Raw genomic sequence first — 25,290 nt, forward strand, 5'->3', positions numbered from 1 at the left:
GTCCCATGACCCAATTCGCCAAAGAAACCCTGCCCGTCAGCCTTGAAGAGGAAATGCGGCGCAGTTACCTCGATTACGCCATGAGCGTGATTGTGGGCCGTGCCCTGCCCGATGCGCGGGACGGTTTGAAACCAGTGCATCGTCGTGTGCTGTTTGCGATGCACGAACTCAATAACGACTGGAACCGGCCGTATAAGAAATCCGCACGTATCGTCGGCGACGTGATCGGTAAGTACCACCCGCACGGTGACCAGTCTGTCTACGACACCATCGTGCGGATGGCGCAGGATTTTTCCATGCGCCACATGCTGGTCGACGGGCAGGGCAACTTTGGCTCGGTCGACGGCGACAACGCAGCGGCCATGCGTTACACCGAAATCCGCCTGTCCAAGATCGCCCACGAGCTGCTGGCTGATCTGGACAAGGAGACCGTTGATTTCGGCCCCAATTACGACGGTTCCGAAAAAGAACCGCTGGTGCTGCCAACCCGCTTGCCCAACCTGCTGGTCAACGGCTCCGGTGGCATTGCCGTGGGTATGGCCACCAACATCCCGCCGCACAACCTGAATGAAGTGGTGGATGCCTGCCTGCACCTGCTGCGCAACCCGGACGCCTCGATTGACGAACTGATGGAGATCATTCCGGCGCCCGATTTCCCCACCGCCGGCATCATTTACGGCATCCAGGGCGTCAAGGACGGCTATCGCACCGGTCGGGGTCGGGTGGTGATGCGCGCCAAGGTTCATTTCGAAGACATCGACAAAGGCCAGCGCCAGTCCATCATCGTCGACGAGCTGCCCTACCAGGTCAACAAAAAGACACTGCAAGAGCGCATGGCCGAACTGGTACACGAGAAGAAAATCGAGGGTATCAGCCACATCCAGGACGAGTCCGACAAGTCCGGCATGCGGCTGGTGATTGAACTCAAGCGCGGCGAAGTGCCCGAGGTGGTGCTCAACAACCTGTACAAGCAAACCCAGCTGCAGGATACCTTTGGCATGAACATGGTGGCGCTGATCGACGGCCAGCCCAAGCTGTGCAACCTCAAAGACCTGATTAAAGTGTTTTTGCAGCACCGCCGCGAGGTGGTGACCCGTCGCACGGTGTTCAATCTGCGCAAGGCGCGCGAGCGCGGCCATGTGCTCGAAGGCCTGGCCGTTGCGCTGGCCAATATCGACGAATTCATCGCCATCATCCGCAACGCCCCCACGCCACCGGTGGCCAAGGTCGAACTGATGGCCAAGCCCTGGGACAGCAAGCTGGTGCGCGAAATGCTGACCCGCACCCGGCTTGACGGCGGCGTGATCAACGCCGACGACTACCGCCCCGACGGCCTGGAGAAGATGTACGGCATGGGCAGCGATGGCCTGTATCGTCTGTCCGACACGCAGGCGCAGGAAATTCTGCAAATGCGTTTGCAGCGCCTGACCGGCCTGGAGCAGGACAAAATCGTCGCCGAATACAAAGAGGTGATGGGCGAGATCGAAGACTTGCTCGACATTCTTGCCAAGTCCGAACGGGTCTCCACCATCATTTACGAAGAACTCACCGCCATCAAGACCGAGTTTGGCCAAACCAAACTGGGCGCGCGGCGCAGCCTGGTGGAGCACAGCTCGTTTGACTTGAGCACGGAAGACCTGATCACGCCCACCGACATGGTGGTCACGCTCTCGCACAGCGGCTACATCAAGAGCCAGCCGCTGAGTGAATACCGGGCACAAAAACGCGGCGGGCGCGGCAAGCAGGCCACCGCCACCAAAGAAGACGACTGGGTTGACCAGCTCTTCATTGCCAACACGCACGATTACATCCTGTGTTTCAGCAACCGGGGTCGCCTTTACTGGCTCAAGGTTTGGGAAGTGCCCCAGGGCTCACGCGGTTCACGCGGGCGCCCGATCGTCAACATGTTTCCGTTGCAAGAGGGCGAAAAGATCAATGTGGTGCTGGCACTGACCGGCGAGAAGCGCAGCTTCCCCGCTGACCAGTACGTGTTCATGGCCACCTCCATGGGCACCGTCAAGAAAACGCCGCTGGACGAATTCAGCAACCCGCGCAAGGGCGGCATCATCGCCGTCGGCCTGGATGAGGGCGACTACCTGATCGGCGCCGCGCTGACCGACGGCAAGCACGATGTGATGTTGTTCAGCGATGGTGGCAAGGCGGTGCGCTTTGACGAGAACGATGTGCGCCCGATGGGCCGCAATGCCCGAGGCGTGCGCGGCATGATGCTGGAAGACGGCCAGGGCGTGATCGCCATGCTGGTGGCCGAGGATGAGTTGCAAAGCGTGCTGACCGCCACCGTCAACGGCTACGGCAAGCGCACCAGCATCACCGAGTACACCCGCCATGGCCGCGGTACCAAGGGCATGATTGCCATCACCCAGTCCGAGCGCAATGGCAAAGTGGTGGCCGCCACCCTGGTGCATGCCGATGATGAAATCATGCTGATCACCGACAAGGGCGTACTGGTGCGCACCCGTGTCTCCGAAATTCGCGAACTGGGCCGCGCCACGCAGGGCGTGACGCTGATCGGTCTCGACGAAGGCTCCAAATTGAGCGGACTGCAGCGGATTGTCGAAAATGACGCCAACCCGGTGGCTGATGAAACCGCCAGTGACGATCAGGACGACACCAGCAGCACCGACTGATTGCTATTATTTAAATAGCAACCTATCCATAATAGACGGGGGCTGGAGCCCGATTTTATATAAATTTCTGATGAATCGACCCTATAACTTCTCCGCCGGACCCGCGGCCATGCCGCAGGAAGTTCTGACCGAAGCGGCGGCCGAAATGCTCGACTGGCACGGCAGCGGCATGAGCGTCATGGAAATGAGCCATCGCGGCCGGGAGTTCGTCTCCATTTACGAGCAGGCGCAGTTGGATCTGCGCGAGCTGCTCGCGGTTCCGGACAGCTTCAAAGTCCTGTTCATGCAGGGCGGCGGCTTGGCCGAAAACGCGATTGTCCCGCTCAACCTGTCGGCCCGTGTGTCGTCGGCCGGCGCCGCTGGCAGCGCGGACTTTGTGGTCACCGGCGGCTGGAGCCTGAAGTCGCAGCAGGAAGCACGCAAATACTGCACGGTCAACATCGCTGCCAGCAACGAGTCGGACGGCCACACCACGCTGCCTGAACCTGCCAGCTGGCAGCTCAGTCACGGCGCCAGCTACGTGCACATCTGCAGCAACGAGACCATTCACGGCGTTGAATACCACACGCTGCCCGACCTGCAGGCGCTGGGCAGTGACGCCGCGCTGGTGGTCGACTGTTCTTCCCACGTGGCGTCGCGCCCGATCGATTGGTCGCGGGTCGGACTGGCCTTTGCGGGTGCGCAGAAGAACCTGGGGCCTGCCGGTCTGACGCTGGTGGTGGTGCGCGAAGACTTGCTCGGCCATGCGCTGGCGGTGTGCCCCAGCGCTTTCAACTACAAGACGGTGGCGGACAACCAGTCGATGTTCAATACCCCGCCCACCTACGCCATTTACATCGCGGGCCTGGTGTTTCAGTGGCTCAAGCGCCAGGGCGGCATCGCCGCGATGGAGGCGCGCAACCAGGCCAAGGCGGCCCTGCTGTACGACGCGATCGACAACTCGCAGCTCTACTACAACAAAGTGGCGCCCAACTGCCGCTCACGCATGAATGTGCCTTTTTTCTTGCGTGATGAAAGTCTCAACGACGCATTTTTGGCCGGGGCACGCGAGCACGGTCTGTTGCAGCTCAAGGGACACAAGTCGGTCGGCGGCATGCGCGCCAGCATTTACAACGCCATGCCGATTGAGGGCGTGCAGGCGCTGGTGAATTACCTGTGCGAATTTGAAAAGCGCCGCAGCTGAAAAACCGGCGGTTCCGAACCACGTCTGCAAAATTCAAGTCTTAGCAATGGCGAAAACTCTCCCTGAACTGCGCAACCAGATCGACGCGCTTGATCTGGAACTGCTGGCGCTGCTGAACCAGCGTGCGTCGCTGGCCCATGAAGTGGGGGAAATCAAACGCGTGGATGGCTCGGCCGTGTTTCGCCCCGAGCGCGAGACGCAGGTCATCAGCAGCCTGCAGGCGGCCAACCCCGGCCCGCTCAAGAACATCAGTCTGGCCGTGATCTGGCGCGAAATCATGTCGGCCTGCCGCGCACTGGAGGCGGCGCAGCGGGTCGCCTACCTGGGGCCGGCCGGCACCTTCAGCGAACAGGCCGCGCTGCAGTTCTTTGGCGCCAGCATCGAGCGCGTCCTGTGCGCCAGCATTGATGAAGTGTTCCGCGCCACGGCGGCGGGCAGCGCCGAGTTTGGGGTGGTGCCGATTGAAAACTCGTCCGAGGGCGTGATCTCGCGCTCGCTCGATCTGCTGCTGAACTCGCCGCTGCACATCATCGGTGAAACCAGTTTTCTGGTGCGCCACAACCTGCTGCGACTCAAGCCCACGCTGGCCGACATTGAAGTGGTTTTTGCCCACCCACAAGCCCTGGCCCAATGCCAGGACTGGCTGAGCACGCATTTGCCCCATGCCGAGCGGCGCGCTGCTGCCAGCAACGCCGAGGGCGCCCGGCTGGCGGCCACCAACCCGGCCTGGGCCGCGATTGCAAGTGAGCGCGCCGCCAGCGAATTTGGTCTGCATGTCGCCTCACACGCCATTCAGGACGACGCCTTCAATCGCACCCGCTTTGCCGTGGTCTGCCTGCCGCAAACACTGGCGGCGCCGCTGGCCACCGGCAATGACTGCGTGAGCCTGATCGTTTCGGTGCCGAACCGGCCCGGTGCCGTGCATGACCTGCTGGTACCGCTCAAGAAGCATGGCGTCTCCATGACGCGTTTTGAGTCGCGCCCGGCGCGCTCCGGTCAGTGGGAATATTATTTTTACATCGACCTGCAAGGTCACCCCTCGCAGCCGCATGTGGCTGCGGCACTCAAAGAACTGCAGAGTCTTTGTGCCTTTTGCAAAGTGCTGGGCACTTATCCTGTAGGTGAATGAATGTTTGAACAACTTGGCCTGATTGGCTGCGGTTTGATGGGCGGCTCCTTTGCGCTGGCGCTCAAACGGGCCGGACTGGTGAAACGGGTGGTGGGCTACAGCAAATCGCCCTCCACCACGGAACGTGCCTACCAGATGGGTGTGATTGATGTGGAAGCCCCATCTGCCTTGCTGGCGGTGTCGGGTGCCGACATTGTGCTGATCGCCGTGCCGGTGGCGGCCAGCGAGGCCACTTTCAAGTCCATCAAACACCTGGTCACGCCGCAGATGCTGATCATGGACGTTGGTTCCACCAAGCGCGACGTGGTTGATGCCGGCAGGCGTGCCCTGCGCGAGCAAATCGGCTCTTTCGTGCCGGCTCACCCCATCGCCGGCAAAGAGGTTTCGGGCGTGGAGCACGCCGATGCCGATCTGTACAGCGGCCGCCAGGTCATCCTGACGCCGATTGAACGCACCCTGACCATCCAGTTGCAAAAGGCGGTTGATGTCTGGTCCGCGCTGGGCTGCCGTGTGGTCCAGATGTCGCCCGAGTTGCATGATGCGGCGTTTGCCGCCGTCAGCCATTTGCCGCACCTGATTTCATTTGCCCTCATGAACGCCATCTCGGGCCAGCCGCAAGGCAAGGACTACCTGTCGCTGGCGGGGCCGGGCTTTCGCGACTTCACGCGTATTGCCGCCAGTGACGCCAAAGTGTGGCGCGACATCATGATCTCCAATCGTGAAGAACTGCTGGCGCAAACCAAAATTTTCCAGCGCAACCTGCAAGCCCTCGAACTCATGATCTCCAGTGGCAACGGCGACGCCCTGGAAGGCCTGATTGAACAAGCCAGCCTCACCCGCGCCCATTGGCGCATGGCGCAACAACAGAAATAATGTTTTCCACCGCATTTCTTGATATTCCACCGCTCACCGGGGTGAGCGGAACAGTTGTATTACCCGGCTCCAAGAGCATCTCCAACCGCGTGTTGCTGCTGTCGGCCCTGAGCGCGGGCCGCACGACGCTGCACGATCTGCTCGACTCCGACGACACCCGCGTCATGTTTGAGGCCTTGCGCGCGCTGGGGTGTGGTGTGCGGCAATCGGGCAGCACCGTCGAGATTGACGGTCTGGGTGGCCAACTCGGGCACAGGCAGGCGGCGCTGTTCATGGGCAACGCCGGCACCGCGATTCGTCCGCTCACCGCCGCGCTGGCTGTTTTGGGCGGCGATTTCGAACTGCGCGGTGTGCCGCGCATGCACGAGCGCCCGATCGGTGACCTGGTGGATGCGTTGCGCCAAATCGGCTGCGACATCGATTACCTGGGACAGGACGGTTTTCCGCCGCTGCACATTGGCCGACCCTGCTTGAAGCTGGACACGCCGATCCGGGTGCGGGGCGATGTGTCCAGCCAGTTTCTGACGGCACTGCTGATGGCGCTGCCCTTGGTTGCCGCGACCCGTGATATGGTCATTGAGGTGGTGGGCGAGCTGATTTCGCGCCCTTACATTGAAATCACGCTCAACCTGCTGGCGCGCTTTAACGTGCGGGTGGTGCGCGATGGCTGGCAGCGCTTCACCATTCCCGCCGCCAGCCAGTTCCGCTCTCCTGGCACTTTGTTTGTTGAAGCTGACGCCTCGTCTGCTAGCTATTTCATAGCTGTTGGTGCAATAGCGACGGGGGCTAGAGGTCAAAAAGGCTTGAGGATTGAAGGCGTGGGCGCAGACTCCATCCAGGGCGACATCCGTTTCATCGAAGCCGCGCAGATGATGGGCGCGCAGGTGCAGAGCGGCCCGAATTGGCTGGAAGTATCCAGAGGCTGCTGGCCACTCAAGGCCATTGACCTGGACTGCAACCACATCCCGGACGCCGCCATGACGCTTGCCATGATGGCCTTGTACGCCCAGGGCAGCACCACGCTGCGCAATATCGCCAGCTGGCGCGTCAAGGAAACTGACCGCATCGCGGCCATGGCGTGCGAGTTGCGAAAGCTCGGCGCCACGGTCGAAGAAGGCGCGGACTTCATTCGCGTGACGCCACCGGCCGCTGCCGCCGACTGGCGCGCCGCCAGCATCCACACCTATGACGACCACCGCATGGCGATGTGTTTTTCACTCGCCGCCTTCAATCCGGCCGGTCTGCCGGTGCGGATTGTTGACCCCCAATGTGTGGCCAAGACCTTTCCCGATTATTTTGAAGCGCTGTTCTCGCTCGCGCAGACCTCAGCCGAGGCCATTCCCGTGATTTGTGTCGATGGCCCAACCGCGTCCGGCAAAGGCACCTTGGCGGGCGCAGTGGCCCAGGCGCTGGGCTACCATTTGCTCGATTCCGGTTCGCTGTACCGGATCACGGCTTTGGCGGCGTTGCAGGCTGGCCTGGCGCTGGAGTTCGCCCATGAGCAGGCGATCGCGGACTTGATTCCAAGCCTCTCCATCCGGTTCCGCCAGGACCAGGTGTTTCTGAACGGTGCTGACGTCAGCGAGGCTATTCGCACCGAAGAGGCCGGCATGAACGCTTCCAGAGTCTCGGTACTGCCCAAGGTGCGCCAGGCTCTCATCGACTTGCAGCATGGTTTTCGCCAATTGCCCGGGCTGGTTGCTGACGGGCGCGACATGGGAACCATCATCTTCCCTGAGGCCGCGCTCAAGGTGTTTTTGACCGCCAGCGCCGAAAAGAGGGCGCAGAGGCGTTATAAACAATTGATTTCAAAGGGTATTTCGGCTACACTCTCCGGTCTTCGCGCGGACTTGGAAGCGCGCGATGCACGGGACACCTCCCGCAGCGTCGCGCCTCTCAAGCCAGCACAAGATGCCCAGCTGCTTGACAACTCGGATTTAACGATTGAAGAATCGGTCAATCTGGTGTTGGACTGGTGGCAAAGCAAACAGCCTTTCAGAGCGATCTGAGAGGCACATGCGCAAAATCCACTGGATTTTGCACCGGTCCACACCAGCCTTCTCGCGCTGCTCAAGCGCACTGCCGGTGTGGTTCAACAAACTAACCCGCGGATAAAACCGCAAATTAACCTGCGGTTCATGCCGCACCCAAAAATGTCAGAATCTTTTGCCGCCCTATTTGAAGAGTCCCTACAACGCACCGAAATGCGTCCGGGCGAAGTCATCACTGCTGAAGTGGTTCGTATCGAGCACAGCTTTGTGGTTGTCAACGCTGGTCTCAAGTCTGAAGCCTACGTGCCGCTCGAAGAGTTCAAGAATGACAAGGGCGAAATCGAAGTCCAGGTCGGCGACTTCGTGTCGGTGGCCATTGGCTCCATCGAAAACGGCTACGGCGACACCATTCTGTCGCGCGACACCGCCAAGCGTCTGGCTTCGTGGATGAGCCTGGAAAAAGCCCTGGAAACCGGCGAATTTGTCACCGGCACCACCAGCGGCAAAGTCAAGGGTGGCCTGACCGTGCTGGTCAACGGCATTCGCGCCTTCCTGCCCGGCTCACTGGTTGACACCCGTCCCACCAAAGACCTGTCACCGTACGAAAACAAGACCCTTGAATTCAAGGTCATCAAGCTCGACCGCAAGCGCAACAACGTCGTGCTGTCACGCCGTGCCGTGGTGGAAGCCAGCATGGGCGAAGAACGCGCCAAGCTGATGAACACCCTGAAGGAAGGCGCCATTGTGCAAGGCGTGGTCAAGAACATCACCGAATACGGTGCGTTTGTGGATCTGGGCGGCATTGACGGTCTGCTGCATATCACAGACATGGCATGGCGTCGTGTGCGTCACCCGAGCGAAGTGGTAACCGCCGGTCAGGAAATCACGGCCAAGATTCTCAAGTTTGACACCGAGAAAAATCGCGTGTCCCTGGGTCTCAAGCAGCTGGGCGACGACCCCTGGATGGGCGTCAACCGCCGCTACCCGCAAGGCACCCGCATGTTCGGCAAGATCACCAACATCGCCGACTACGGCGCGTTTGTGGAACTCGAACCCGGCATCGAAGGCCTGGTCCACGTGTCCGAGATGGACTGGACCAACAAGAACATTGCACCCGCCAAGATCGTTGCCCTCGGTGATGAAGTCGAAGTCATGGTGCTGGAGATCGACGAAGACAAGCGCCGCATCTCCTTGGGCATGAAGCAATGCAAGGCCAATCCATGGCAAGAGTTTGCTCAAAACACCAAGCGCGGCGACCGCGTCAAGGGCCCGATCAAGTCGATCACCGACTTCGGCGTGTTTGTGGGTCTGGCTGCCGGTATCGACGGTCTGGTGCATCTGTCTGACCTGTCCTGGAACGAAACCGGCGAAGCCGCTGTGCGCGAATACAAAAAGGGCCAGGAAGTTGAAGCCCTGGTACTGGCCGTGGATGTGGACCGTGAGCGTATCTCGCTGGGTATCAAGCAGCTCGATTCCGATCCGTTCACCACTTTCGCCACCATCAACGACAAGGGTCAAGTGGTCACCGGCAAGGTCAAGACGGTGGATGCCAAGGGCGCTGAAATCGATCTCGGCGACGACATCATCGGCTACCTGCGCGCCAGCGAAATCTCCCGCGACCGCGTGGAAGATGCCCGCAACGTGCTCAAGGAAGGCGACGAAGTCACGGCTGTGGTGGTCAATGTGGATCGCAAGACCCGCAACATCCAGTTGTCCATCAAGGCCAAGGATGCGGCTGATCAAAACGAAGCCATGGCCACTTTGAGCCAGTCCTCTGCCCGCGAAAACGCTGGCACGACCAGTCTGGGCGCTTTGCTGCGCGCCAAGCTGGACAATACCGAAAAGTAAGAAGCGAACTGTCATGCCGGATTTGATCCGGCATGACAACTTCCAAAAATGACTCGCTCTGACCTGATTGAAGAACTGGCCGCCCGCTTTGGTCAACTTACCCGCCGCGATGCCGAATTTGCCGTCAAGGCCATTCTTGACGCCATCAATGATGCACTGGTGCGCGGGCACCGGATCGAAATTCGGGGCTTTGGCAGTTTTGCCATTAACCACCGACCGCCGCGTATTGGACGCAACCCACGCAATGGTGAAAGCGTCGCCATACCCGAAAAGCGGGTGCTGCACTTCAAGCCCGGCAAAGCCTTGCGCGAAGCAGTAGATCAACGTACGGCGGAGGCTGCAAGCCAGCACAAGGCCTGACTTAGAATTGGCCCGTCACTGGGAGACTAGATGAAACAAATCCTGTGGTTGCTTAAGTGGATACTTAAAGCAGCCATTTTTTTTACCCTGTTTGCCTTCGCGCTGAACAATCAGCAAGACACCACCGTGCACTTTTTCTTCGGCACCCAGTGGCGTGCGCCGCAGGTGCTGGTCGTGTTGACGGCTTTTGCGCTCGGCGTTGTGGTGGGCGCACTGGGCATGGTGCCGCGTTGGTGGAGGCATCGTCGCGCCGTCAGCCAGGTGAAGCTGACGGCCATCACCTCGGCTGAATCAGACAGGTCGCAAACCACGCCATCGGCCATCCCACATGGACTTTGACCTGAGCTGGATACTGCTGGGCCTGCCGCTGGCCTTTGTGTTGGGCTGGGTCGCCTCGCGCCTGGATCTGCGCCAACTGCGCATTGAAAACCATCAGGCCCCAAAAGCTTACTTCAGGGGCTTGAACTTTTTGCTCAATGAGCAACAAGACCAGGCGATTGATGCCTTCATCGAGGCCGTCCAAAGCGACCCTGACACGTCCGAGTTGCACTTTGCGCTGGGCAACCTGTTTCGACGCCGTGGCGAATATGAACGTGCGGTGCGCGTGCATGAACATCTGTTGTCGCGTGGCGACTTGAACCTGCTTGATCGCCAGCGTGCGCAGCATGCCCTGGCACTGGACTATCTCAAAGCCGGCCTGATCGACCGCTCTGAAGAGGCCTTGCTCAAGCTCGAAGGAACCCCGTTCGAGGCGCAGGCGCGCCTCGCCCTGCTGGCCAACTACGAGCGCAGCCGCGACTGGTTGCGCGCCGCGCAGATCGCGCAAAAACTGGAACACGCCAACCAGGGAAGCTTTCAGGGCCGTCTGGCGCATTACCTGTGTGAGCAGGCGGCTGAATCCATCACGGCCCAAGAGACTGAACAAGCCAAGTCTTTGTTGCAACAAGCTCTGAGCACGGCGCCAGACGCAGCACGGCCCCCGATTGACCTGGCCCAGTTGTTGGCGCGCCAGGGCCAACCCGAAGAAGCCTATTTGCTGCTGAAAAAATCTTTGCAGTCTGCGCCTGCGGCCACCCCCCTGATCGCAGCACCACTGACCGACTACGCCATCGCTTGCGGGCGCGCCCCTGAGGCCCTGACCTTGCTCAAGACCTCTTACGCGCATTCCCCCTCGCTGGATGTGCTCGATGCCATCGTCCTGCTGGAGGCCGGCCACGGCGGGCCCACGCCCACCGCACGTGGCTGGTATGTGCGCCATCTGGAGCGCGAGCCGTCGCTGGTCGCTGCCGCCAAGTGGCTTGCTGGCGAAAAGCTCGAACACGAGCAATTTCATCCGCAGGTTCAACGCGCGCTGGAACAGGCCATCAAGCCGCTCATGCGTTACCGTTGTGCCGCTTGTGGCTTCGAAGCCAAGCAACACTTCTGGCAATGTCCCGGCTGCCAGGCGTGGGACAGTTATCCGGCCCGCAGGATCGAGGAGCTATGACGGAACCATTCAACACCAAAACAATTTCCAGAGACATACTGTCCAACGCCAGTGTGCTGGTGGTCGGCGATGTGATGCTGGACCGCTATTGGTTTGGCGCCGTCGACCGCATATCCCCCGAGGCGCCCGTACCGGTGGTGCGCGTTACGCGCGAAGAAGAGCGCAGTGGCGGTGCGGCCAACGTGGCGTACAACGTGGTCACACTGGGTGCCCAGGCCTCACTGCTGACCGTCGTGGGCGATGACGAAGCAAGCCACAAACTCGAAGCGCTGGTCGCCGACACCGGCATCCGCACCTACTTTGGCCGCGACGCCGGCCTCAAGACCACCGTCAAGCTGCGGGTGATTGGCCGGCAGCAACAACTGCTGCGCCTGGATTTTGAAAACACGCCCAAGACTGAAGTACTGGCCTCGCAGACCGCCACCTTTGCCAAACTGCTGCCCGCACATAATGCGGTGCTGTTTTCAGACTACGGCAAGGGTGGCCTGGCCCATGTCAGCGACATGATCGCGCGCGCAGTGGCCGCGGGCAAGCCAATTCTGATCGACCCCAAGGGAGTCGACTATTCACGCTACAAAAACGCCAGCATCATCACGCCCAACCGGACCGAGTTGCAACAGGTGATTGGTCCCTGGCTGGACGAGTCCGAGCTGCAAACCAAAGTGCAGAACCTGCGCCAGCAGCTCGGACTGCAGGCGGTGCTGCTGACCCGCAGCGAAGAAGGCATGACGCTGTTTGACGACCAGGGCCAACTCAGCGTGACGGCCATGGCTCGTGAAGTGTTTGACGTCACCGGCGCTGGCGACACGGTGATTGCCACCATGGCAGCGCTGATCGCCGCTGGCACGAGTATGCGGGACGCCCTGCCACTGGCGAACCGGGCCGCTGGCCTGGTGGTCGGAAAATTTGGCACCGCCACGGTTTCTTATGAGGAGTTGTTCGCATGACCCGTATCGTCGTGACCGGAGCTGCCGGTTTTATTGGCAGCAACATCATTCAGGGGCTCAACGCCCGCGGCTTGGATGACATCATCGCCGTCGACGACCTGACGCAAGGCGACAAGTTTCGCAACCTCGCCCATCTCAAGATTTCAGACTATATAGACGCGAGCGCGTTCTACGATCTGTTTGCCAACGGCGCCTATGGCCAGATCGAGGCCGTGTTTCATGAGGGCGCCTGCAGCGACACCATGGAAAGCAATGGCAAGTACATGATGGACAACAACTATGCGACCTCTGTGAACTTGTTCCAGGCCTGCCAGAAGCGCGGAGCGCGCTTGCTGTATGCATCGAGCGCCGCGACCTACGGTGGCTCGGACACGTTCCGGGAAGACCCAGCCTTTGAGCGTCCTCTGAATGTTTATGGCTATTCCAAGCTGCTGTTTGATCAGCGTATGCGGCGTGAGTGCGGCAACGACTTTCGGCGCTCGGTAGCCGGCAAGACGGGTCAGGTGGTGGGTTTTCGCTACTTCAATGTCTATGGGCCGCACGAGCAACACAAAGGCCGCATGGCCAGCGTCGCCTTTCATCAGTTTCACCAGTTTCAGGCTGAGGGCAAGGTCAAGCTGTTTGCTGACTACGGCGGCTATGCCGCAGGAGCACAGATGCGTGACTTCGTCTTTATTGACGACGTGGTAGCGGTGAACCTGTGGTTCTTTGACCACCCCGGCGTGTCCGGCATTTTCAACCTGGGCACAGGCCGGGCGCAGCCCTTCAATGACGTGGCCAGCTCGGTTGTCAATGCATTGCGTGGCCTCTCAGGCCAAACCACACTCGGGCTTGAAGCCCTCACCGAAGCCGGTCTGATTGAGTACATCCCCTTCCCGGACGCCCTGCGTGGCAAGTACCAGAGCTACACCCAGGCCGACTTGAGCGCCTTGCGTGCCACCGGCTGCGACCACCCGTTCGCCGATGTGCAGACCGGGGTGTCGAACTATGTGCAATGGCTGGCCCAGCAAGATTCTTGACGAACGCAACAAAGGCCTGGCCAATCAAAGAACGGGGCGCGACGGTTTTTTATTGGCGCACCGTTACTGGAGGCTCATGGAACCGGTCGATTTACACTCGTACATGGCTTGATCGGCGACATGCAGCAAGTCATTCAGGCTGACCCCATCATCCGGGTACAAAGCCAAGCCGATACTTGCCCCCAGTTTCGCAACCACGCCCGTGTTCAAGGTGATTGGGTCGGTCAGCATATCAAACAGTTTCTCTCCGATATGCAACATCTCTTGTGGATCCTCGATTGATTCAATAATCAATACAAACTCGTCGCCGCCAATCCGGGCCACTGTATCGGACGCGCGCACCGCACTCGACAAGCGCTGCGCTGTGACGACCAAGACCTCGTCTCCGGCGACATGACCATGGTGATCATTAATGGCCTTGAAGTCATTCAAGTCAACCATCAAAAGCGCAAAGGATTGGCCACTGCGCTTGGCCCGCTCCACGGTGAACTGAAAACGGTCCGTCAGCAGGAACCGGTTGGCCAGACCAGTCAAACCATCATGATGGGCTTGCACTTTCAGTCGTTGCTCTCTGCCTTGCAGGTCGGCAATCTCGGCTTGCAGCACTTGTATCCGGCGCGCTGCACAGTTGGCCAGACTGGGCTTCAGGTGGCACAGTCCCTCGCACGTCGGCCATTGTTTTCTGCTCACCAAGGCCAGCGCCTCCTCACGCTGCAACCGTGCCAAGTGCAACCGGCGGTACAACACAAAAGAAATCCCGATCAGCACCATCGAACAAACGGTCAGCAGCGCCGCCATCGGTTGTCCGGTCACCGCAACAATGATCGAGACAAAAATGACCAAGCCTGACAACAGCGCGATACTGAGCCCCAGCCACCAACGCTGATGTCGATTGGAACTGCTCAGGTGTTGTTCCTCAATCCAGGACATGGTGATCTCCAAACATCAGAACGTGTGACAACTCAGGCGGCTGAATCACCCCCATGCGTTGAGGACACATCGGTCTGATAGCAGCGCATTCTGACGAGCAACCCTGTCAGCGTCCATCCCCCAAATGGGGGATGGAAGATCAATTGGTGGAGTCAATCAGAGACCCGCAACGTTCTATGATGCGGCTCATGATTTCTGTCCTCGCAATTTGCATCGGCGCCAGCCTTGGCGCCCTGGCCCGCTGGCGTTTGGGGCTGTGGCTCAACCCGGGCGCAGTGCTGCCACTGGGAACGCTGGCAGCCAACCTGATCGGCGGCTATCTCATTGGCATCTGCGTGGCCGTGTTTCAGGCCCTGCCGAATTTAGACCCTGTCTGGCGCCTGGCCCTGATCACCGGTTTTTTGGGCGCACTTACCACGTTTTCGAGTTTCTCGGCTGAAGTGGTCAACATGCTGGGGCAACAGCGCTATGCACTCGGATTCGGTACGGCTGGGCTGCATCTGTTTGGCTCACTGCTACTGACACTGGCGGGCATCAAGACTGCTACTTTTTTGATAGCGATTAACGCATGATACATGCGGGCTGGAGCAATGTCATGCTTAAAAAACATGAAACAGCTCAAGCCACCCACGCGAAAAGAGTCAATTTGACCGGCCCATAAAAGTGCTCAGCAAACAGTCGATCTTTCCGTTCCCGCAGGGTGGCCCGACAAGAACACATGGGGAAAAAGTACTGGCCCCGGGTCAAATCCTTGATCTCACCTTGTGATTTATTCGCGGTATAATCCGAATCTTGATTTTCCGCAAGAGCGACAGCAGCACCTCCGGGTCCAGCCAAACGATGACAACGTTCACGACCGGCCACCTTACCGCAAGGACTGCACTCCAAATGTTCGCCCTCACATCTTGCCTTTGGAAATCTTCTCCTTTCCAACGAACTGCGCCGGCCAATATGGGCGCCTATCCTTTCTGTCTTTTCTTTTGAAATTTCGAGGTTTTAGATGCCTGCTCAAAACACCAAGAAGCCTGTCCCGTCCGCCGCCAAACCGGTTGCCAACACAAAGCCTGCGAAAGCAGTGCCAGCAGTGGCACCTAAATCCACTACCCAAAAGCCCGCTACGAAAGAAAAATTAGTGATTGCGTCCAAGTCCCCTGCCAAAGCACCGTCGGTTGAAGTAAAGAAGGCTGTTCCTGCAGCCGTTGTGGCTGAAGTCATTGTCAAGAAGAAGCCGGGCCGACCGCCCAAAGCCGCTGCTGTCGAATCCGACACAGAGTCAAAACCAGGGGCCAAGCGAGGGCGCAAGGCGAAAAATGCGACTGAGTTGGCCGGCGCGGACGACCTGGATATGGCTGACATCGAAGCCGATCTGGTTGGCGAGCCGGTAGCGACAGGTGAAAAGGTTAAACCTTTGCGCATGAAAATCAGCAAGGCCAAAGAGCGTGCGCTGATGAAAGAGTTTGGTCTGGACGAAACGGTACTGTCCGAAGAAGACATGGCCAAGCGCCGTCAACGCCTCAAGGCCCTGATCAAGCTCGGAAAGACACGCGGCTATTTGACGCATGGTGAAATTTCCGATCACCTGCCCGACAAACTGGTCGACGCTGAAACGCTTGAGGTCGTGATCTCAATGCTCAACGACATGGGTGTGGCGGTGTATGAGCAAACGCCGGACGCCGAGACACTGCTGCTCAACAACAACGTCTCGACTGCAGCCACCGAAGAAGAAGCCGAAGAAGAGGCCGAGGCCGCGCTGTCCACAGTGGACAGCGAGTTCGGCCGCACCACCGACCCGGTGCGCATGTACATGCGCGAAATGGGCACGGTGGAGTTGTTGACGCGCGAGGGTGAAATCGAAATCGCCAAGCGCATCGAGGGTGGCTTGATGGCCATGATGGAGGCGATTTCGGCATCCCCTGCCACCATCGCCGAGATTCTTCGCCTAAGTGAAGACATCCGCGAAGGCAAGGTCGTCATTACCACCATCGTGGACGGTTTTTCCAACCCGAATGAAGCCGACGACTATGTGGCCGAGGAAGATTTTGACGAGTTCGATGCGGCCGACGATGACGACGGCAAAGGTGGCTCCAAGGCATTGACAAAAAAACTGGAAGAGCTCAAAAACGAAGCACTTAGCCGCTTCGACAGACTGCGTGAGCTGTTTGAGAAAATCCACACGATTTACAACAAGGAAGGCTACGGTACACCGAGCTATATCAAGACACAAAAAGCCTTGTCCGAAGAGCTGATGTCGATCCGATTTACCGCCAAAACCATTGAAAAGCTGTGTGACCTGGTGCGCTCTCAAGTGGACGATGTCCGCAAAAAAGAACGCGAACTGCGCCGGATCATCGTTGATAAGTGTGGCTACCCGCAAGAAAACTTCATCGCCGATTTCAGCGGGCGCGACAAGCACGGCAACAAGGTGGCCAGCCAGTTGTTGAATTTGAAGTGGATCGAAAAGCAGGCGGCCTCCGGCAAGCATTGGGGTGCCATCATGGCCCGCAACATTCCGCCGGTGCAGGATCTGCAGCAGAAGTTGACCGACCTGCAATCCAAAGTTGTGGTGCCGCTGGACCAACTCAAGGATATCAACAAGCGCATGAACGAAGGCGAATACTCATCGCGCGCGGCCAAGAAAGAAATGATTGAAGCCAACTTGCGGCTGGTTATTTCCATCGCCAAAAAATACACCAACCGCGGCCTGCAGTTCCTGGACTTGATCCAGGAAGGCAACATCGGCTTGATGAAGGCAGTCGACAAATTTGAATACCGGCGCGGCTACAAGTTCTCGACCTATGCCACCTGGTGGATTCGCCAAGCCATCACGCGCTCGATCGCTGACCAGGCCCGCACCATCCGCATCCCGGTGCACATGATCGAGACCATCAACAAGATGAACCGTATCAGCCGTCAGCACTTGCAGGAATTTGGCTTTGAGCCTGACGCCAGCGTGTTGGCCGAGCGCATGGAGATCCCGGAAGACAAGATCCGAAAAATCATGAAGATCGCCAAGGAACCAATCTCGATGGAAACACCCATTGGGGACGATGACGATTCTCATTTGGGCGACTTCATTGAAGACGCCGCCAATACCGCGCCGATGGAAGCGGCCATGCAAGCCGGTCTGCGCGACGTGGTGAAAGACATTCTGGACAGTCTGACGCCGCGTGAAGCCAAGGTGTTGCGCATGCGTTTCGGCATTGAGATGACCAGTGACCACACGCTGGAAGAAGTCGGCAAGCAGTTCGACGTGACGCGCGAGCGCATCCGTCAAATTGAAGCCAAAGCATTGCGTAAGCTCAAGCACCCTTCGCGCTCGGACAAGCTGCGTAGCTTCACCGACAACCTTTAGAGCATCAGGTAAGGCCGCTTGACCTGCCGCGCGTGCACCACGAAAAAATAGAAGCGTGGATTTTGGAGCAGCCGGGGTGCTGTTCGACAGCGCCAGCGAGCCGGGAAAATTTAAAGTTGTGGGAGGTTCCGATGGGTAAATTTGTGACTGCCGCCGCAGCTATTGACACTACCGCCGCCAAACTTGCAGGATGATTTACCTGCACCGACTGCTACCGCTGGCACTGTCGCCTATCGCGCTGATTCTGTTGCTGATGGCGTGTGCAGCGTACAGGCGTTCGCGCGTTGCAGCTCTGCTGGCCATCGTGTTACTTTATGCGGCAAGCGTGCCAGTGCTGTCAGACCCCTTGTTCCGAGCAGTGGAACAACAGCAATTGCGATTAATACCAGAAGCGGTCGCGCCGGCGCAGGCCGTGGTGGTGTTGAGCGGCATGATGGTCAACATTCCCGGCAAGCAAGGGGGCGTTCCCGAATGGGGGGGTGCAGCCGACCGCTTCTTTGGCGGCGTGGAGCTGTACGCTGCCGGCAAGGCGCCCCGACTGGTGTTCACCGGCGGGCTACTCCCTTGGCAGGGTGAACAAGAGCCAGAGGGCCAAGTGCTGCGGCGCATGGCTCTGCGCTTTGGCGTGCCGGCCGACGCCATGGTGGTCAGCGGCCCAGCACAGAACACCGAGCAGGAGTCGGCCGCAGTCAGGCAGTTGTTGGAGCCGGGTGTGCAGCGTATCGTGCTGGTTACCTCAGCTTTTCACATGCCACGCGCACAGAGGTTGTTCGAGCAGGCGGGCTTTGTTGTGACCCCCTACCCGGTGGACTTCCGTGTGACGGTGCGAGGAACCACGCCGATGGACTACCTTCCCGAGGCGGGCGCATTGGAGCGGACGGACATTGCCGTGCGTGAGTTGTTGGGACGCGGTTATTACGCACTCAGAGCGATACTTTGAGACAGCATTCGGGGTGCTAGCCCAATCAAATAGCGCCGCCACACTGCCCGCCGCGTGCGGGTTTTCTTTCGTCTGGTGTTGTCGACCCTGACCCATGCGGACGCACCCGTGAGGATTTGTAGCGAACTATTGAATTCTGGTGCCCGAGACCGGAATCGAACCGGTACGCCCGTTATTCACGAAGCGGCGGATTTTAAGTCCGATGTGTCTACCTATTTCACCACTCGGGCATGGACTGGAAGTGGAGGCGCGACCCAGAGTCGAACTGGGCTAGACGGATTTGCAATCCGTTGCATAACCGATTTGCTATCGCGCCAAATTTTCCTTACAAAAAAGGGAAGCATCAGCTTCCCCTTTTTGTTGCAATTTGGAGCGGGAAAAGAGACTCGAACTCTCGACCTCAACCTTGGCAAGGTTGCGCTCTACCAACTGAGCTATTCCCGCGTTTCAAGCTTCAAATTATAACGTAATTTCTCATACCTTTGAGAGACAAGAAAAAAATTTTGGCTTGTAAATCAATGCTTAATGGATACACCTGACTCAGGCGCAGGCACCGCGACTTGTGCAGCAGCAGCCACCACCAAGTCTTCATCAGACAAGGGCGTCGGCATTCTTTCCAATGCCACTTCCAGCACCTTGTCGATCCAGCGCACCGGCACAATCTCAAGACCGTTTTTTACGTTCTCGGGAATATCCTGCAGGTCTTTAGCGTTCTCCTCGGGAATCAGAACAGTCTTGATCCCCCCTCGCAAAGCCGCCAACAACTTCTCCTTCAGACCCCCAATGGCAGTTACTTCCCCGCGCAAGGTTATTTCACCCGTCATGGCCACATCACCACGCACCGGAATACCCGTCATGGCAGAAACAAAGGCTGTCGTCATCGCGGCACCAGCACTCGGGCCGTCCTTGGGCGTAGCACCGTCAGGCACGTGAATATGGATATCTTTCTTTTCGAAAAACTCGTCCTTGATGCCCAATCGGCGCGAGCGGCTGCGCACCACCGTGCGTGCAGCCTCAACCGACTCCTTCATCACGTCGCCCAATGAACCCGTGCGCGTGATGACCCCTTTACCGGGCATCATGGCAGCCTCGATCGTCAGCAAATCGCCGCCGACCTCTGTCCAAGCCAATCCCACCACCTGGCCGACCTGATTCTTTTGCTCAGCGCGACCATAGTCGTACTTGCGAACGCCCAGAAAATCATTGAGGTTGTCGGCATTCACCGTCACCTTCGGCGTCATCTTCTTGAGCAACAGGCCCTTCACCACCTTGCGGCAGATTTTCGAGAGCTCACGCTCCAGCGAACGTACCCCAGCCTCACGGGTGTAGTAGCGAACGATGTCACGCACGGCATCTTCGCCAACCAACAACTCTTCTTCCTTGACACCGTTGTTCTTGAGCTGCTTGGGCAACAGGTATTTGAGGGCGATGTTGGTTTTTTCGTCTTCGGTGTACCCAGACAGGCGAATCACTTCCATGCGATCGAGCAGGGCCGACGGAATATTCATGGAGTTGGACGTGGCCACGAACATGACGTCGCTCAAATCAAAATCAACCTCGACGTAATGGTCACCAAACTTGTGATTTTGTTCCGGGTCCAGCACCTCCAACAAGGCGCTCGATGGATCACCGCGAAAGTCGGTTCCCAGCTTGTCAATCTCGTCCAGCAAAAACAGCGGGTTGCGCGTGCCAACCTTCGCCAGGCTCTGCAGCACCTTGCCCGGCATGGCGCCGATATAAGTGCGGCGGTGGCCGCGAATTTCCGCCTCGTCGCGCATGCCGCCCAAGGCCACCCGCACATACTTGCGCCCGGTCGCCTTGGCAATGGACTGCCCCAACGACGTCTTGCCAACACCCGGCGGTCCGACCAGACACAAAATGGGCGCTTTGACTTTTTCAACCCTTTGCTGCACCGCCAGATACTCAACAATGCGGTCTTTCACCTTATCCAGCCCGTAGTGGTCTTCGTCGAGCACCTTTTCTGCATTGCCAAGATCATGTTTGATCTTGGTTTTGCTGGCCCACGGCAAGCCGGTCAATACATCAATGTAATTACGCACGACGGCCGCTTCTGCCGACATGGGCGACATCAATTTCAGCTTCTTGAGTTCACCTTCGGCCTTTTTCAGCGCTTCTTTGGGCATTTTGGCCGACTTGATTTTTTTCTCGATCTCGTCGATGTCGGCGCCATCTTCACCTTCACCCAGTTCTTTCTGAATCGCTTTCACCTGTTCATTCAGGTAAAAATCGCGCTGGTTCTTCTCCATCTGCCGTTTGACGCGGCCCCGGATTTTCTTATCCACGTTCAAGATATCAACTTCGCGCTCGATCTGCTCAAACAGATTTTCCAGACGTTCTTTGACACCCGAGAGACCCAATACAGCTTGCTTGCTGTCAAGCTTGAGCGGCAAATGCGCGGCGATGGTATCGGCCATGCGGCCTGCATCATCAATGCTTGAAATAGAGGTCAGAATCTCAGGTGGAATTTTTTTGTTGAGCTTGACGTACTGGTCAAACTGCTGCATCACGGCACGGCGCAAAGCCTCGATTTCACTGGCTTTGCCACGTGATTTGGTGTCGGGCTCAACCAGCACTTCAATCGGCGTGACGTTGGCTGAAAAATGCAACTCACCATCTTCAATTTTGTTGACACGTGCGCGCTGCTGGCCTTCAACCAGCACCTTGACCGTGCCGTCGGGCAGCTTGAGCATTTGCAGGATGGTCGAGACGCAGCCGACATCAAACATGTCGGTGACCAGCGGATCGTCCTTGGCAGCTGTTTTTTGGGCCACCAACATAATCCGGCGCTCAGACTCCATGGCTGCTTCCAGCGCCTTGATTCTCTTGGGCCGACCGACAAAAAGTGGAATCACCATGTGCGGAAATACAACCACATCACGCAGTGGCAGCAATGGCAAATCCAAAGGAGTAGCAGGCAAATGGGTATGACCAGACATGAAAAGTCCCTCTCGTTACCTGTTAAATATGAGTCAGAAGTTCAGGTTTTCAACCCGAACCCCATTGTTAAGCAGCCGCGCGAGTCTCAAACTTGAATAAACGCGCACAAACACCAAGCAAATCAGGCCTTCTTGGCAACCTCGCGGTACACCAACAAAGGCGGCTTATTCTCATCAATAGTCGATTCATCCACGACGACCTTGTCAACGTTAGCCGTATTGGGCAAGTCGAACATGGTGTCGATCAACGATTGTTCAAGAATCGAGCGCAGGCCACGCGCTCCCGTCTTGCGGGCCAGTGCTTTTTTGGCGATGGCTTTCAAAGCCGAAGGACGAATTTCAAGATCAACGCCCTCCATCGCCAACAGCTTGCTGTACTGCTTGACCAGCGCGTTTTTGGGCTCGGTCAAAATCTGTACCAACGCATCTTCACTGAGTTCAGCCAGCGTTGCCACCACCGGCATCCGGCCCACCAATTCAGGAATCAGACCAAATTTGATCAAGTCCTCAGGCTCGACTTCCTTGAAAACCTCAGTCAGACTGCGCTGCTCTTTGCTTTTGACCGTGGCCCCAAAACCCATGCCAGACGATTGGGTGCGGTTATCGATCACTTTCTCCAGACCGGAAAATGCGCCACCGCAAATGAACAGGATATTGGTGGTATCGACTTGCACAAAATCCTGATTCGGATGTTTGCGCCCGCCTTGCGGTGGCACGCTGGCCATGGTGCCTTCAATCAGCTTAAGCAGCGCTTGCTGCACGCCTTCCCCCGAGACATCACGGGTAATGGAAGGGTTGTCCGACTTGCGGGAGATTTTGTCGATTTCATCAATATAGACAATGCCGCGCTGGGCGCGCTCAACTTCATAATTACAGCTTTGCAGGAGCTTGAGCACAATGTTTTCAACATCCTCGCCCACATAACCCGCCTCGGTCAGTGTGGTGGCATCAGCCATCACAAAAGGCACGTCGAGCATGCGGGCCAGCGTCTGCGCCAACAGCGTTTTGCCGGAACCGGTCGGGCCGATCAGCAAAATATTGCTTTTGGCCAACTCCACATCATCTTTTTTGGCCTTTTCCTGGTGCCGCAAGCGCTTGTAGTGGTTGTAAACCGCCACCGCCAGCGTCCGCTTGGCAGGCTCCTGGCCAATCACGTAATTATCAAGATTGGTCTTGATCTCCAGCGGCGTTGGCAGCTCACTGCTGCCACCTCGCGCTTCGGTGCTGGGCGGCAACTCATCGCGAATGATTTCGTTGCAAAGGTCAATACACTCGTCGCAAACAAATACCGACGGGCCCGCGATCAGCTTCTTGACTTCATGCTGGCTTTTGCCGCAAAAAGAACAATAAAGCGTTTTCTCGCCGGAGGAGCCTTTTTTTTCAACCATGAGAACTATGCCCTTTTCGAGATGACCTGGTCAATCAGGCCATATTCCTTGCACTCGTCCGCCGACATGTAATAGTCGCGCTCGGTGTCGCGCTCAATACGCGCCAACGGCTGGCCGGTGCGCTCGGCCAGAATTTTATTCAACTGCTCGCGGGTCTTCAAAATCTCGCGCGCCTGAATTTCGATCTCCGTCGCCTGCCCCTGACTGCCACCCGAGGGCTGATGAATCATGACCTTGGAGTTGGGCAGTGAGAAACGTTTGCCTTTGGCCCCGGCGGCCAGTAAAAATGCGCCCATGCTGGCGGCCATACCGGTACATAAGGTAGACACATCGGGCTTGACAAAGTTCATCGTGTCAAAAATCGCCATGCCAGCGCTGACCGAGCCGCCCGGCGAGTTGATATAGAACGAAATGTCCTTATCCGGGTTGTCGCTTTCCAGGAACAGCAATTGCGCCACCACCAGATTGGCCACATAGTCGTTGACTGGACCGACCAAAAAAATGACACGCTCCTTCAGTAGCCGCGAGTAAATGTCGTACGACCGCTCGCCGCGCCCTGACTGCTCAATCACCATGGGCACCATGCCCAAAGCTTGCGTTTGCATTGCACCCATCATCATGTTCGGCAGACTCATCTTGACTCCAAAAAATTAACTGTACTGTAGCGAAAAATATTTGCCCCAAAAGAAATGGGGCCTGCAGGCCAGACTACAAGCCCGGCCCAAGCCCCATTGCAGCTGCCAGGGAACAGCTATTTATCAGTTTTGAGCCATCAGTTCGTCAAAGGACAGGGTCTTGTCGCTGACTTTGGCTTGTGCCAACACAAAGTTGGTCACATTGTTTTCAATCACGATCGCCTCGACCTCGGCCAGACGGTTGTTGTCGCTGTAATACCAGCGCATCACATCGGCCGGCTTTTCGTAGCTGGCCGCCAATTCCTCAATGTGCGCCTTGACTTGCTCGGGAGTGGCTTGCAGATTGTTGGAGCGAACCAGCTCAGCCACCACCAGGCCCAAACGCACACGACGTTCAGCTTGGGGACGGAAAATATCTTCAGGCATCGGCGCCTTGTCCGCGTCCTTGATGCCACGTTGTTTGAGATCAGCGCGCGCACCTTCCATCAGGCGATTGACTTCTGCTTGCACGCTCGCGTTCGGCAGATCCAGTTCGGCCTTGCCCACCAAAGCATCCATAACAGCCTGTTTGTTGCGGGCCAGCAGGCGGGCCTTGACCTCACGCGCCAGGTTTTTTTTGATGTCTGCGCGCAAGCCTTCCACGGTTGCGTCTTCAATGCCCAGTGACTTGGCCAGCGCCCCGTCCACTTCCGGCAGATGGGCGGCTTCAATTTTCTTGAGCGTCACCATGAAGTCTGCGGTCTTGCCTGCCACGTCCTTGCCGTGGTAGTCAGCCGGGAAAGCCAGCTGAAAGGTCTTGCTTTCACCTGATTTCATGCCCCGGGTGGCTTCTTCAAACTCTTTGAGCATCTGGCCGTCGCCGACAATGAACTGAAAATCTTCCGCCTTGCCGCCGGCGAACACCTCGCCGTCAATTTTGCCTTCAAAATCAACCGTCACACGGTCGCCGTCTTGCGCGGCAGCGTCATGCGGGCGCTGGGAAAAGGTACGGCGCTGCTTGCGCAGGATATCAACCGTCTTGTCGATGGCGCTGTCAGTGACTTCAGCGGATATTTTTTCCACCTCGGCGGTGCTCAGATCACCAATTTTCACGTCTGGATAGACCTCGAACACCGCGTCAAACGCCATTTCGCCTTCCGGCGACGCTTCTGATTCAGAGATGCGTGGCTGGCCAGCCACGCGCAGCTTGGCTTCATTGGCTGCGTTAAAAAAGGCCTCGCCGACCTTGTCGTTCATCACTTCATAATGCACCGAGTAACCATAGCGCTGTGACACCACATTCATGGGCACCTTGCCTGGACGGAAACCGTCCATTTTGATGGTGCGTGCGAGCTTTTTCAAACGCGATTGCACTTCAGACTCGACAATACCAACAGGTAAGGTCAGCGTCATTTTGCGTTCCAGCTTTTCCAGCGTTTCAACGGTAACGGCCATGGTGATTCTCCTAAATACAAACAATGGGAGGGACAGAGCTGGTCGCTACGCGACTGCGGACTGTCCCGCAAATATCCAAGTGGTGCGCGGGGGGGGACTCGAACCCCCACACTGTTTCCAGCGTCAGGACCTAAACCTGGTGCGTCTACCAATTTCGCCACCCGCGCAAA

Annotated in this window: 19 protein-coding genes and 4 tRNA genes; 14 read left to right on the forward strand and 9 right to left on the reverse strand. The window is 57.9% G+C overall.

Features of this window, described 5'->3' with window-relative positions; translation table 11 throughout:
• Nucleotides 1-5: 5 nt before the first annotated feature.
• The 11 genes from gyrA to rfaD all read left to right on the forward strand — a co-directional run bounded on the left by gyrA (nt 6) and on the right by rfaD (nt 13,484).
• Entirely contained in the window at nt 6-2,648 is a 2,643-nt protein-coding gene (gene gyrA / locus WA157_RS08380) for a DNA gyrase subunit A (protein ID WP_422620509.1), read from the forward strand.
• A 70-nt stretch (nt 2,649-2,718) separates the two neighbouring features.
• A complete protein-coding gene (gene serC, locus WA157_RS08385) occupies nt 2,719-3,831 on the forward strand; it encodes a 3-phosphoserine/phosphohydroxythreonine transaminase (protein WP_422620510.1) in 1,113 nt (370 codons plus the stop codon).
• A gap of 46 nt (nt 3,832-3,877) precedes the next feature.
• The gene (gene pheA / locus WA157_RS08390) at nt 3,878-4,960 is read left to right on the forward strand and encodes a prephenate dehydratase (protein WP_422620511.1); all 1,083 of its coding nucleotides are present in this window, start codon (nt 3,878-3,880) and stop codon (nt 4,958-4,960) included.
• Nucleotides 4,961-5,833 carry a prephenate dehydrogenase gene (locus WA157_RS08395; protein WP_422620512.1) on the forward strand — a complete coding sequence of 291 codons (873 nt, stop codon included), beginning with the start codon at nt 4,961-4,963 and terminating at the stop codon, nt 5,831-5,833.
• Nucleotides 5,833-7,842, forward strand: a complete 2,010-nt coding sequence (locus WA157_RS08400; RefSeq protein WP_422620513.1) for a bifunctional 3-phosphoshikimate 1-carboxyvinyltransferase/cytidylate kinase — start codon at nt 5,833-5,835, stop codon at nt 7,840-7,842. Before WA157_RS08395 ends, WA157_RS08400 begins: the two co-directional genes overlap by 1 nt.
• 78 nt (nt 7,843-7,920) lie before the next feature.
• Nucleotides 7,921-9,672, forward strand: coding sequence for a 30S ribosomal protein S1 (rpsA, locus tag WA157_RS08405; protein WP_279587707.1), 1,752 nt, complete (start codon nt 7,921-7,923; stop codon nt 9,670-9,672).
• 48 nt (nt 9,673-9,720) lie between these two features.
• Nucleotides 9,721-10,032 (forward strand): integration host factor subunit beta, encoded by a 312-nt coding sequence (locus WA157_RS08410; protein WP_011463865.1) that lies wholly within the window; start codon nt 9,721-9,723, stop codon nt 10,030-10,032.
• Between the two features lie 30 nt (nt 10,033-10,062).
• Entirely contained in the window at nt 10,063-10,371 is a 309-nt protein-coding gene (locus tag WA157_RS08415) for a LapA family protein (RefSeq protein WP_422620514.1), read from the forward strand.
• Nucleotides 10,361-11,518 (forward strand): lipopolysaccharide assembly protein LapB, encoded by a 1,158-nt coding sequence (gene lapB, locus WA157_RS08420; RefSeq protein ID WP_422620515.1) that lies wholly within the window; start codon nt 10,361-10,363, stop codon nt 11,516-11,518. The genes WA157_RS08415 and lapB overlap by 11 nt, the downstream gene beginning before the upstream one ends.
• The gene (rfaE1, locus tag WA157_RS08425; protein ID WP_422620516.1) at nt 11,515-12,465 is read left to right on the forward strand and encodes a D-glycero-beta-D-manno-heptose-7-phosphate kinase; all 951 of its coding nucleotides are present in this window, start codon (nt 11,515-11,517) and stop codon (nt 12,463-12,465) included. Before lapB ends, rfaE1 begins: the two co-directional genes overlap by 4 nt.
• On the forward strand, nt 12,462-13,484 hold the full coding sequence (gene rfaD / locus WA157_RS08430) for an ADP-glyceromanno-heptose 6-epimerase (protein ID WP_422620517.1): 1,023 nt from the start codon (nt 12,462-12,464) through the stop codon (nt 13,482-13,484). The genes rfaE1 and rfaD overlap by 4 nt, the downstream gene beginning before the upstream one ends.
• 63 nt (nt 13,485-13,547) lie before the next feature.
• Here rfaD and WA157_RS08435 read toward each other — a convergent pair whose 3' ends face one another.
• Nucleotides 13,548-14,414 carry a diguanylate cyclase domain-containing protein gene (locus WA157_RS08435; RefSeq protein WP_422620518.1) on the reverse strand — a complete coding sequence of 289 codons (867 nt, stop codon included), beginning with the start codon at nt 14,412-14,414 and terminating at the stop codon, nt 13,548-13,550.
• A gap of 188 nt (nt 14,415-14,602) precedes the next feature.
• On the opposite strand from WA157_RS08435, the gene crcB reads away from it, so the two are divergent.
• From crcB to WA157_RS08450, 3 genes are all read left to right on the forward strand, one after another.
• A complete protein-coding gene (gene crcB / locus WA157_RS08440; protein WP_422620519.1) occupies nt 14,603-14,986 on the forward strand; it encodes a fluoride efflux transporter CrcB in 384 nt (127 codons plus the stop codon).
• A 428-nt stretch (nt 14,987-15,414) separates the two neighbouring features.
• Complete coding sequence (gene rpoD / locus WA157_RS08445; protein ID WP_422620520.1) at nt 15,415-17,766, forward strand: RNA polymerase sigma factor RpoD; 2,352 nt, start codon at nt 15,415-15,417, stop codon at nt 17,764-17,766.
• A 190-nt stretch (nt 17,767-17,956) separates the two neighbouring features.
• Nucleotides 17,957-18,706, forward strand: coding sequence for a YdcF family protein (locus WA157_RS08450; RefSeq protein ID WP_422620521.1), 750 nt, complete (start codon nt 17,957-17,959; stop codon nt 18,704-18,706).
• 137 nt (nt 18,707-18,843) lie between these two features.
• Here the strand turns inward: WA157_RS08450 and WA157_RS08455 are convergent.
• From WA157_RS08455 to WA157_RS08490, 8 genes are all read right to left on the reverse strand, one after another.
• A tRNA-Leu gene (locus WA157_RS08455) sits at nt 18,844-18,936 on the reverse strand.
• A gap of 12 nt (nt 18,937-18,948) precedes the next feature.
• Nucleotides 18,949-19,022 (reverse strand) — tRNA-Cys (locus WA157_RS08460).
• Nucleotides 19,023-19,074: 52 nt separating this feature from the next.
• Nucleotides 19,075-19,150 (reverse strand) — tRNA-Gly (locus WA157_RS08465).
• A gap of 71 nt (nt 19,151-19,221) precedes the next feature.
• Nucleotides 19,222-21,663 carry an endopeptidase La gene (gene lon / locus WA157_RS08470; RefSeq protein WP_422620522.1) on the reverse strand — a complete coding sequence of 814 codons (2,442 nt, stop codon included), beginning with the start codon at nt 21,661-21,663 and terminating at the stop codon, nt 19,222-19,224.
• Nucleotides 21,664-21,785: 122 nt separating this feature from the next.
• Complete coding sequence (gene clpX, locus WA157_RS08475) at nt 21,786-23,051, reverse strand: ATP-dependent Clp protease ATP-binding subunit ClpX (RefSeq protein WP_422620523.1); 1,266 nt, start codon at nt 23,049-23,051, stop codon at nt 21,786-21,788.
• A 5-nt stretch (nt 23,052-23,056) separates the two neighbouring features.
• The gene (gene clpP, locus WA157_RS08480) at nt 23,057-23,665 is read right to left on the reverse strand and encodes an ATP-dependent Clp endopeptidase proteolytic subunit ClpP (RefSeq protein WP_041791699.1); all 609 of its coding nucleotides are present in this window, start codon (nt 23,663-23,665) and stop codon (nt 23,057-23,059) included.
• A 144-nt stretch (nt 23,666-23,809) separates the two neighbouring features.
• On the reverse strand, nt 23,810-25,120 hold the full coding sequence (gene tig / locus WA157_RS08485) for a trigger factor (RefSeq protein WP_422620524.1): 1,311 nt from the start codon (nt 25,118-25,120) through the stop codon (nt 23,810-23,812).
• 80 nt (nt 25,121-25,200) lie between these two features.
• Nucleotides 25,201-25,287 (reverse strand) — tRNA-Leu (locus tag WA157_RS08490).
• Nucleotides 25,288-25,290: the final 3 nt, after the last annotated feature.

Origin of the sequence: Rhodoferax ferrireducens (genome assembly GCF_049302455.1) — a bacterium.
In the GTDB taxonomy this organism is placed as follows: Bacteria; Pseudomonadota; Gammaproteobacteria; order Burkholderiales; family Burkholderiaceae_C; genus Rhodoferax; species Rhodoferax ferrireducens_B.

Bases quoted from the DNA above. Each gene is read 5' to 3' on its own strand.
- clpX (WP_422620523.1), bottom strand. From the start codon at position 23,051: ATGGTTGAAAAAAAAGGCTCCTCCGGCGAGAAAACGCTTTATTGTTCT.
- gyrA (WP_422620509.1), top strand. From the start codon at position 6: ATGACCCAATTCGCCAAAGAAACCCTGCCCGTCAGCCTTGAAGAGGAA.
- WA157_RS08395 (WP_422620512.1), top strand. From the start codon at position 4,961: ATGTTTGAACAACTTGGCCTGATTGGCTGCGGTTTGATGGGCGGCTCC.
- serC (WP_422620510.1), top strand. From the start codon at position 2,719: ATGAATCGACCCTATAACTTCTCCGCCGGACCCGCGGCCATGCCGCAG.
- tig (WP_422620524.1), bottom strand. From the start codon at position 25,120: ATGGCCGTTACCGTTGAAACGCTGGAAAAGCTGGAACGCAAAATGACG.
- clpP (WP_041791699.1), bottom strand. From the start codon at position 23,665: ATGGGTGCAATGCAAACGCAAGCTTTGGGCATGGTGCCCATGGTGATT.
- rpoD (WP_422620520.1), top strand. From the start codon at position 15,415: ATGCCTGCTCAAAACACCAAGAAGCCTGTCCCGTCCGCCGCCAAACCG.
- WA157_RS08400 (WP_422620513.1), top strand. From the start codon at position 5,833: ATGTTTTCCACCGCATTTCTTGATATTCCACCGCTCACCGGGGTGAGC.
- pheA (WP_422620511.1), top strand. From the start codon at position 3,878: ATGGCGAAAACTCTCCCTGAACTGCGCAACCAGATCGACGCGCTTGAT.
- WA157_RS08415 (WP_422620514.1), top strand. From the start codon at position 10,063: ATGAAACAAATCCTGTGGTTGCTTAAGTGGATACTTAAAGCAGCCATT.
- lon (WP_422620522.1), bottom strand. From the start codon at position 21,663: ATGTCTGGTCATACCCATTTGCCTGCTACTCCTTTGGATTTGCCATTG.
- WA157_RS08450 (WP_422620521.1), top strand. From the start codon at position 17,957: ATGATTTACCTGCACCGACTGCTACCGCTGGCACTGTCGCCTATCGCG.
- lapB (WP_422620515.1), top strand. From the start codon at position 10,361: ATGGACTTTGACCTGAGCTGGATACTGCTGGGCCTGCCGCTGGCCTTT.
- crcB (WP_422620519.1), top strand. From the start codon at position 14,603: ATGATTTCTGTCCTCGCAATTTGCATCGGCGCCAGCCTTGGCGCCCTG.
- WA157_RS08435 (WP_422620518.1), bottom strand. From the start codon at position 14,414: ATGTCCTGGATTGAGGAACAACACCTGAGCAGTTCCAATCGACATCAG.
- WA157_RS08410 (WP_011463865.1), top strand. From the start codon at position 9,721: ATGACTCGCTCTGACCTGATTGAAGAACTGGCCGCCCGCTTTGGTCAA.
- rfaE1 (WP_422620516.1), top strand. From the start codon at position 11,515: ATGACGGAACCATTCAACACCAAAACAATTTCCAGAGACATACTGTCC.
- rfaD (WP_422620517.1), top strand. From the start codon at position 12,462: ATGACCCGTATCGTCGTGACCGGAGCTGCCGGTTTTATTGGCAGCAAC.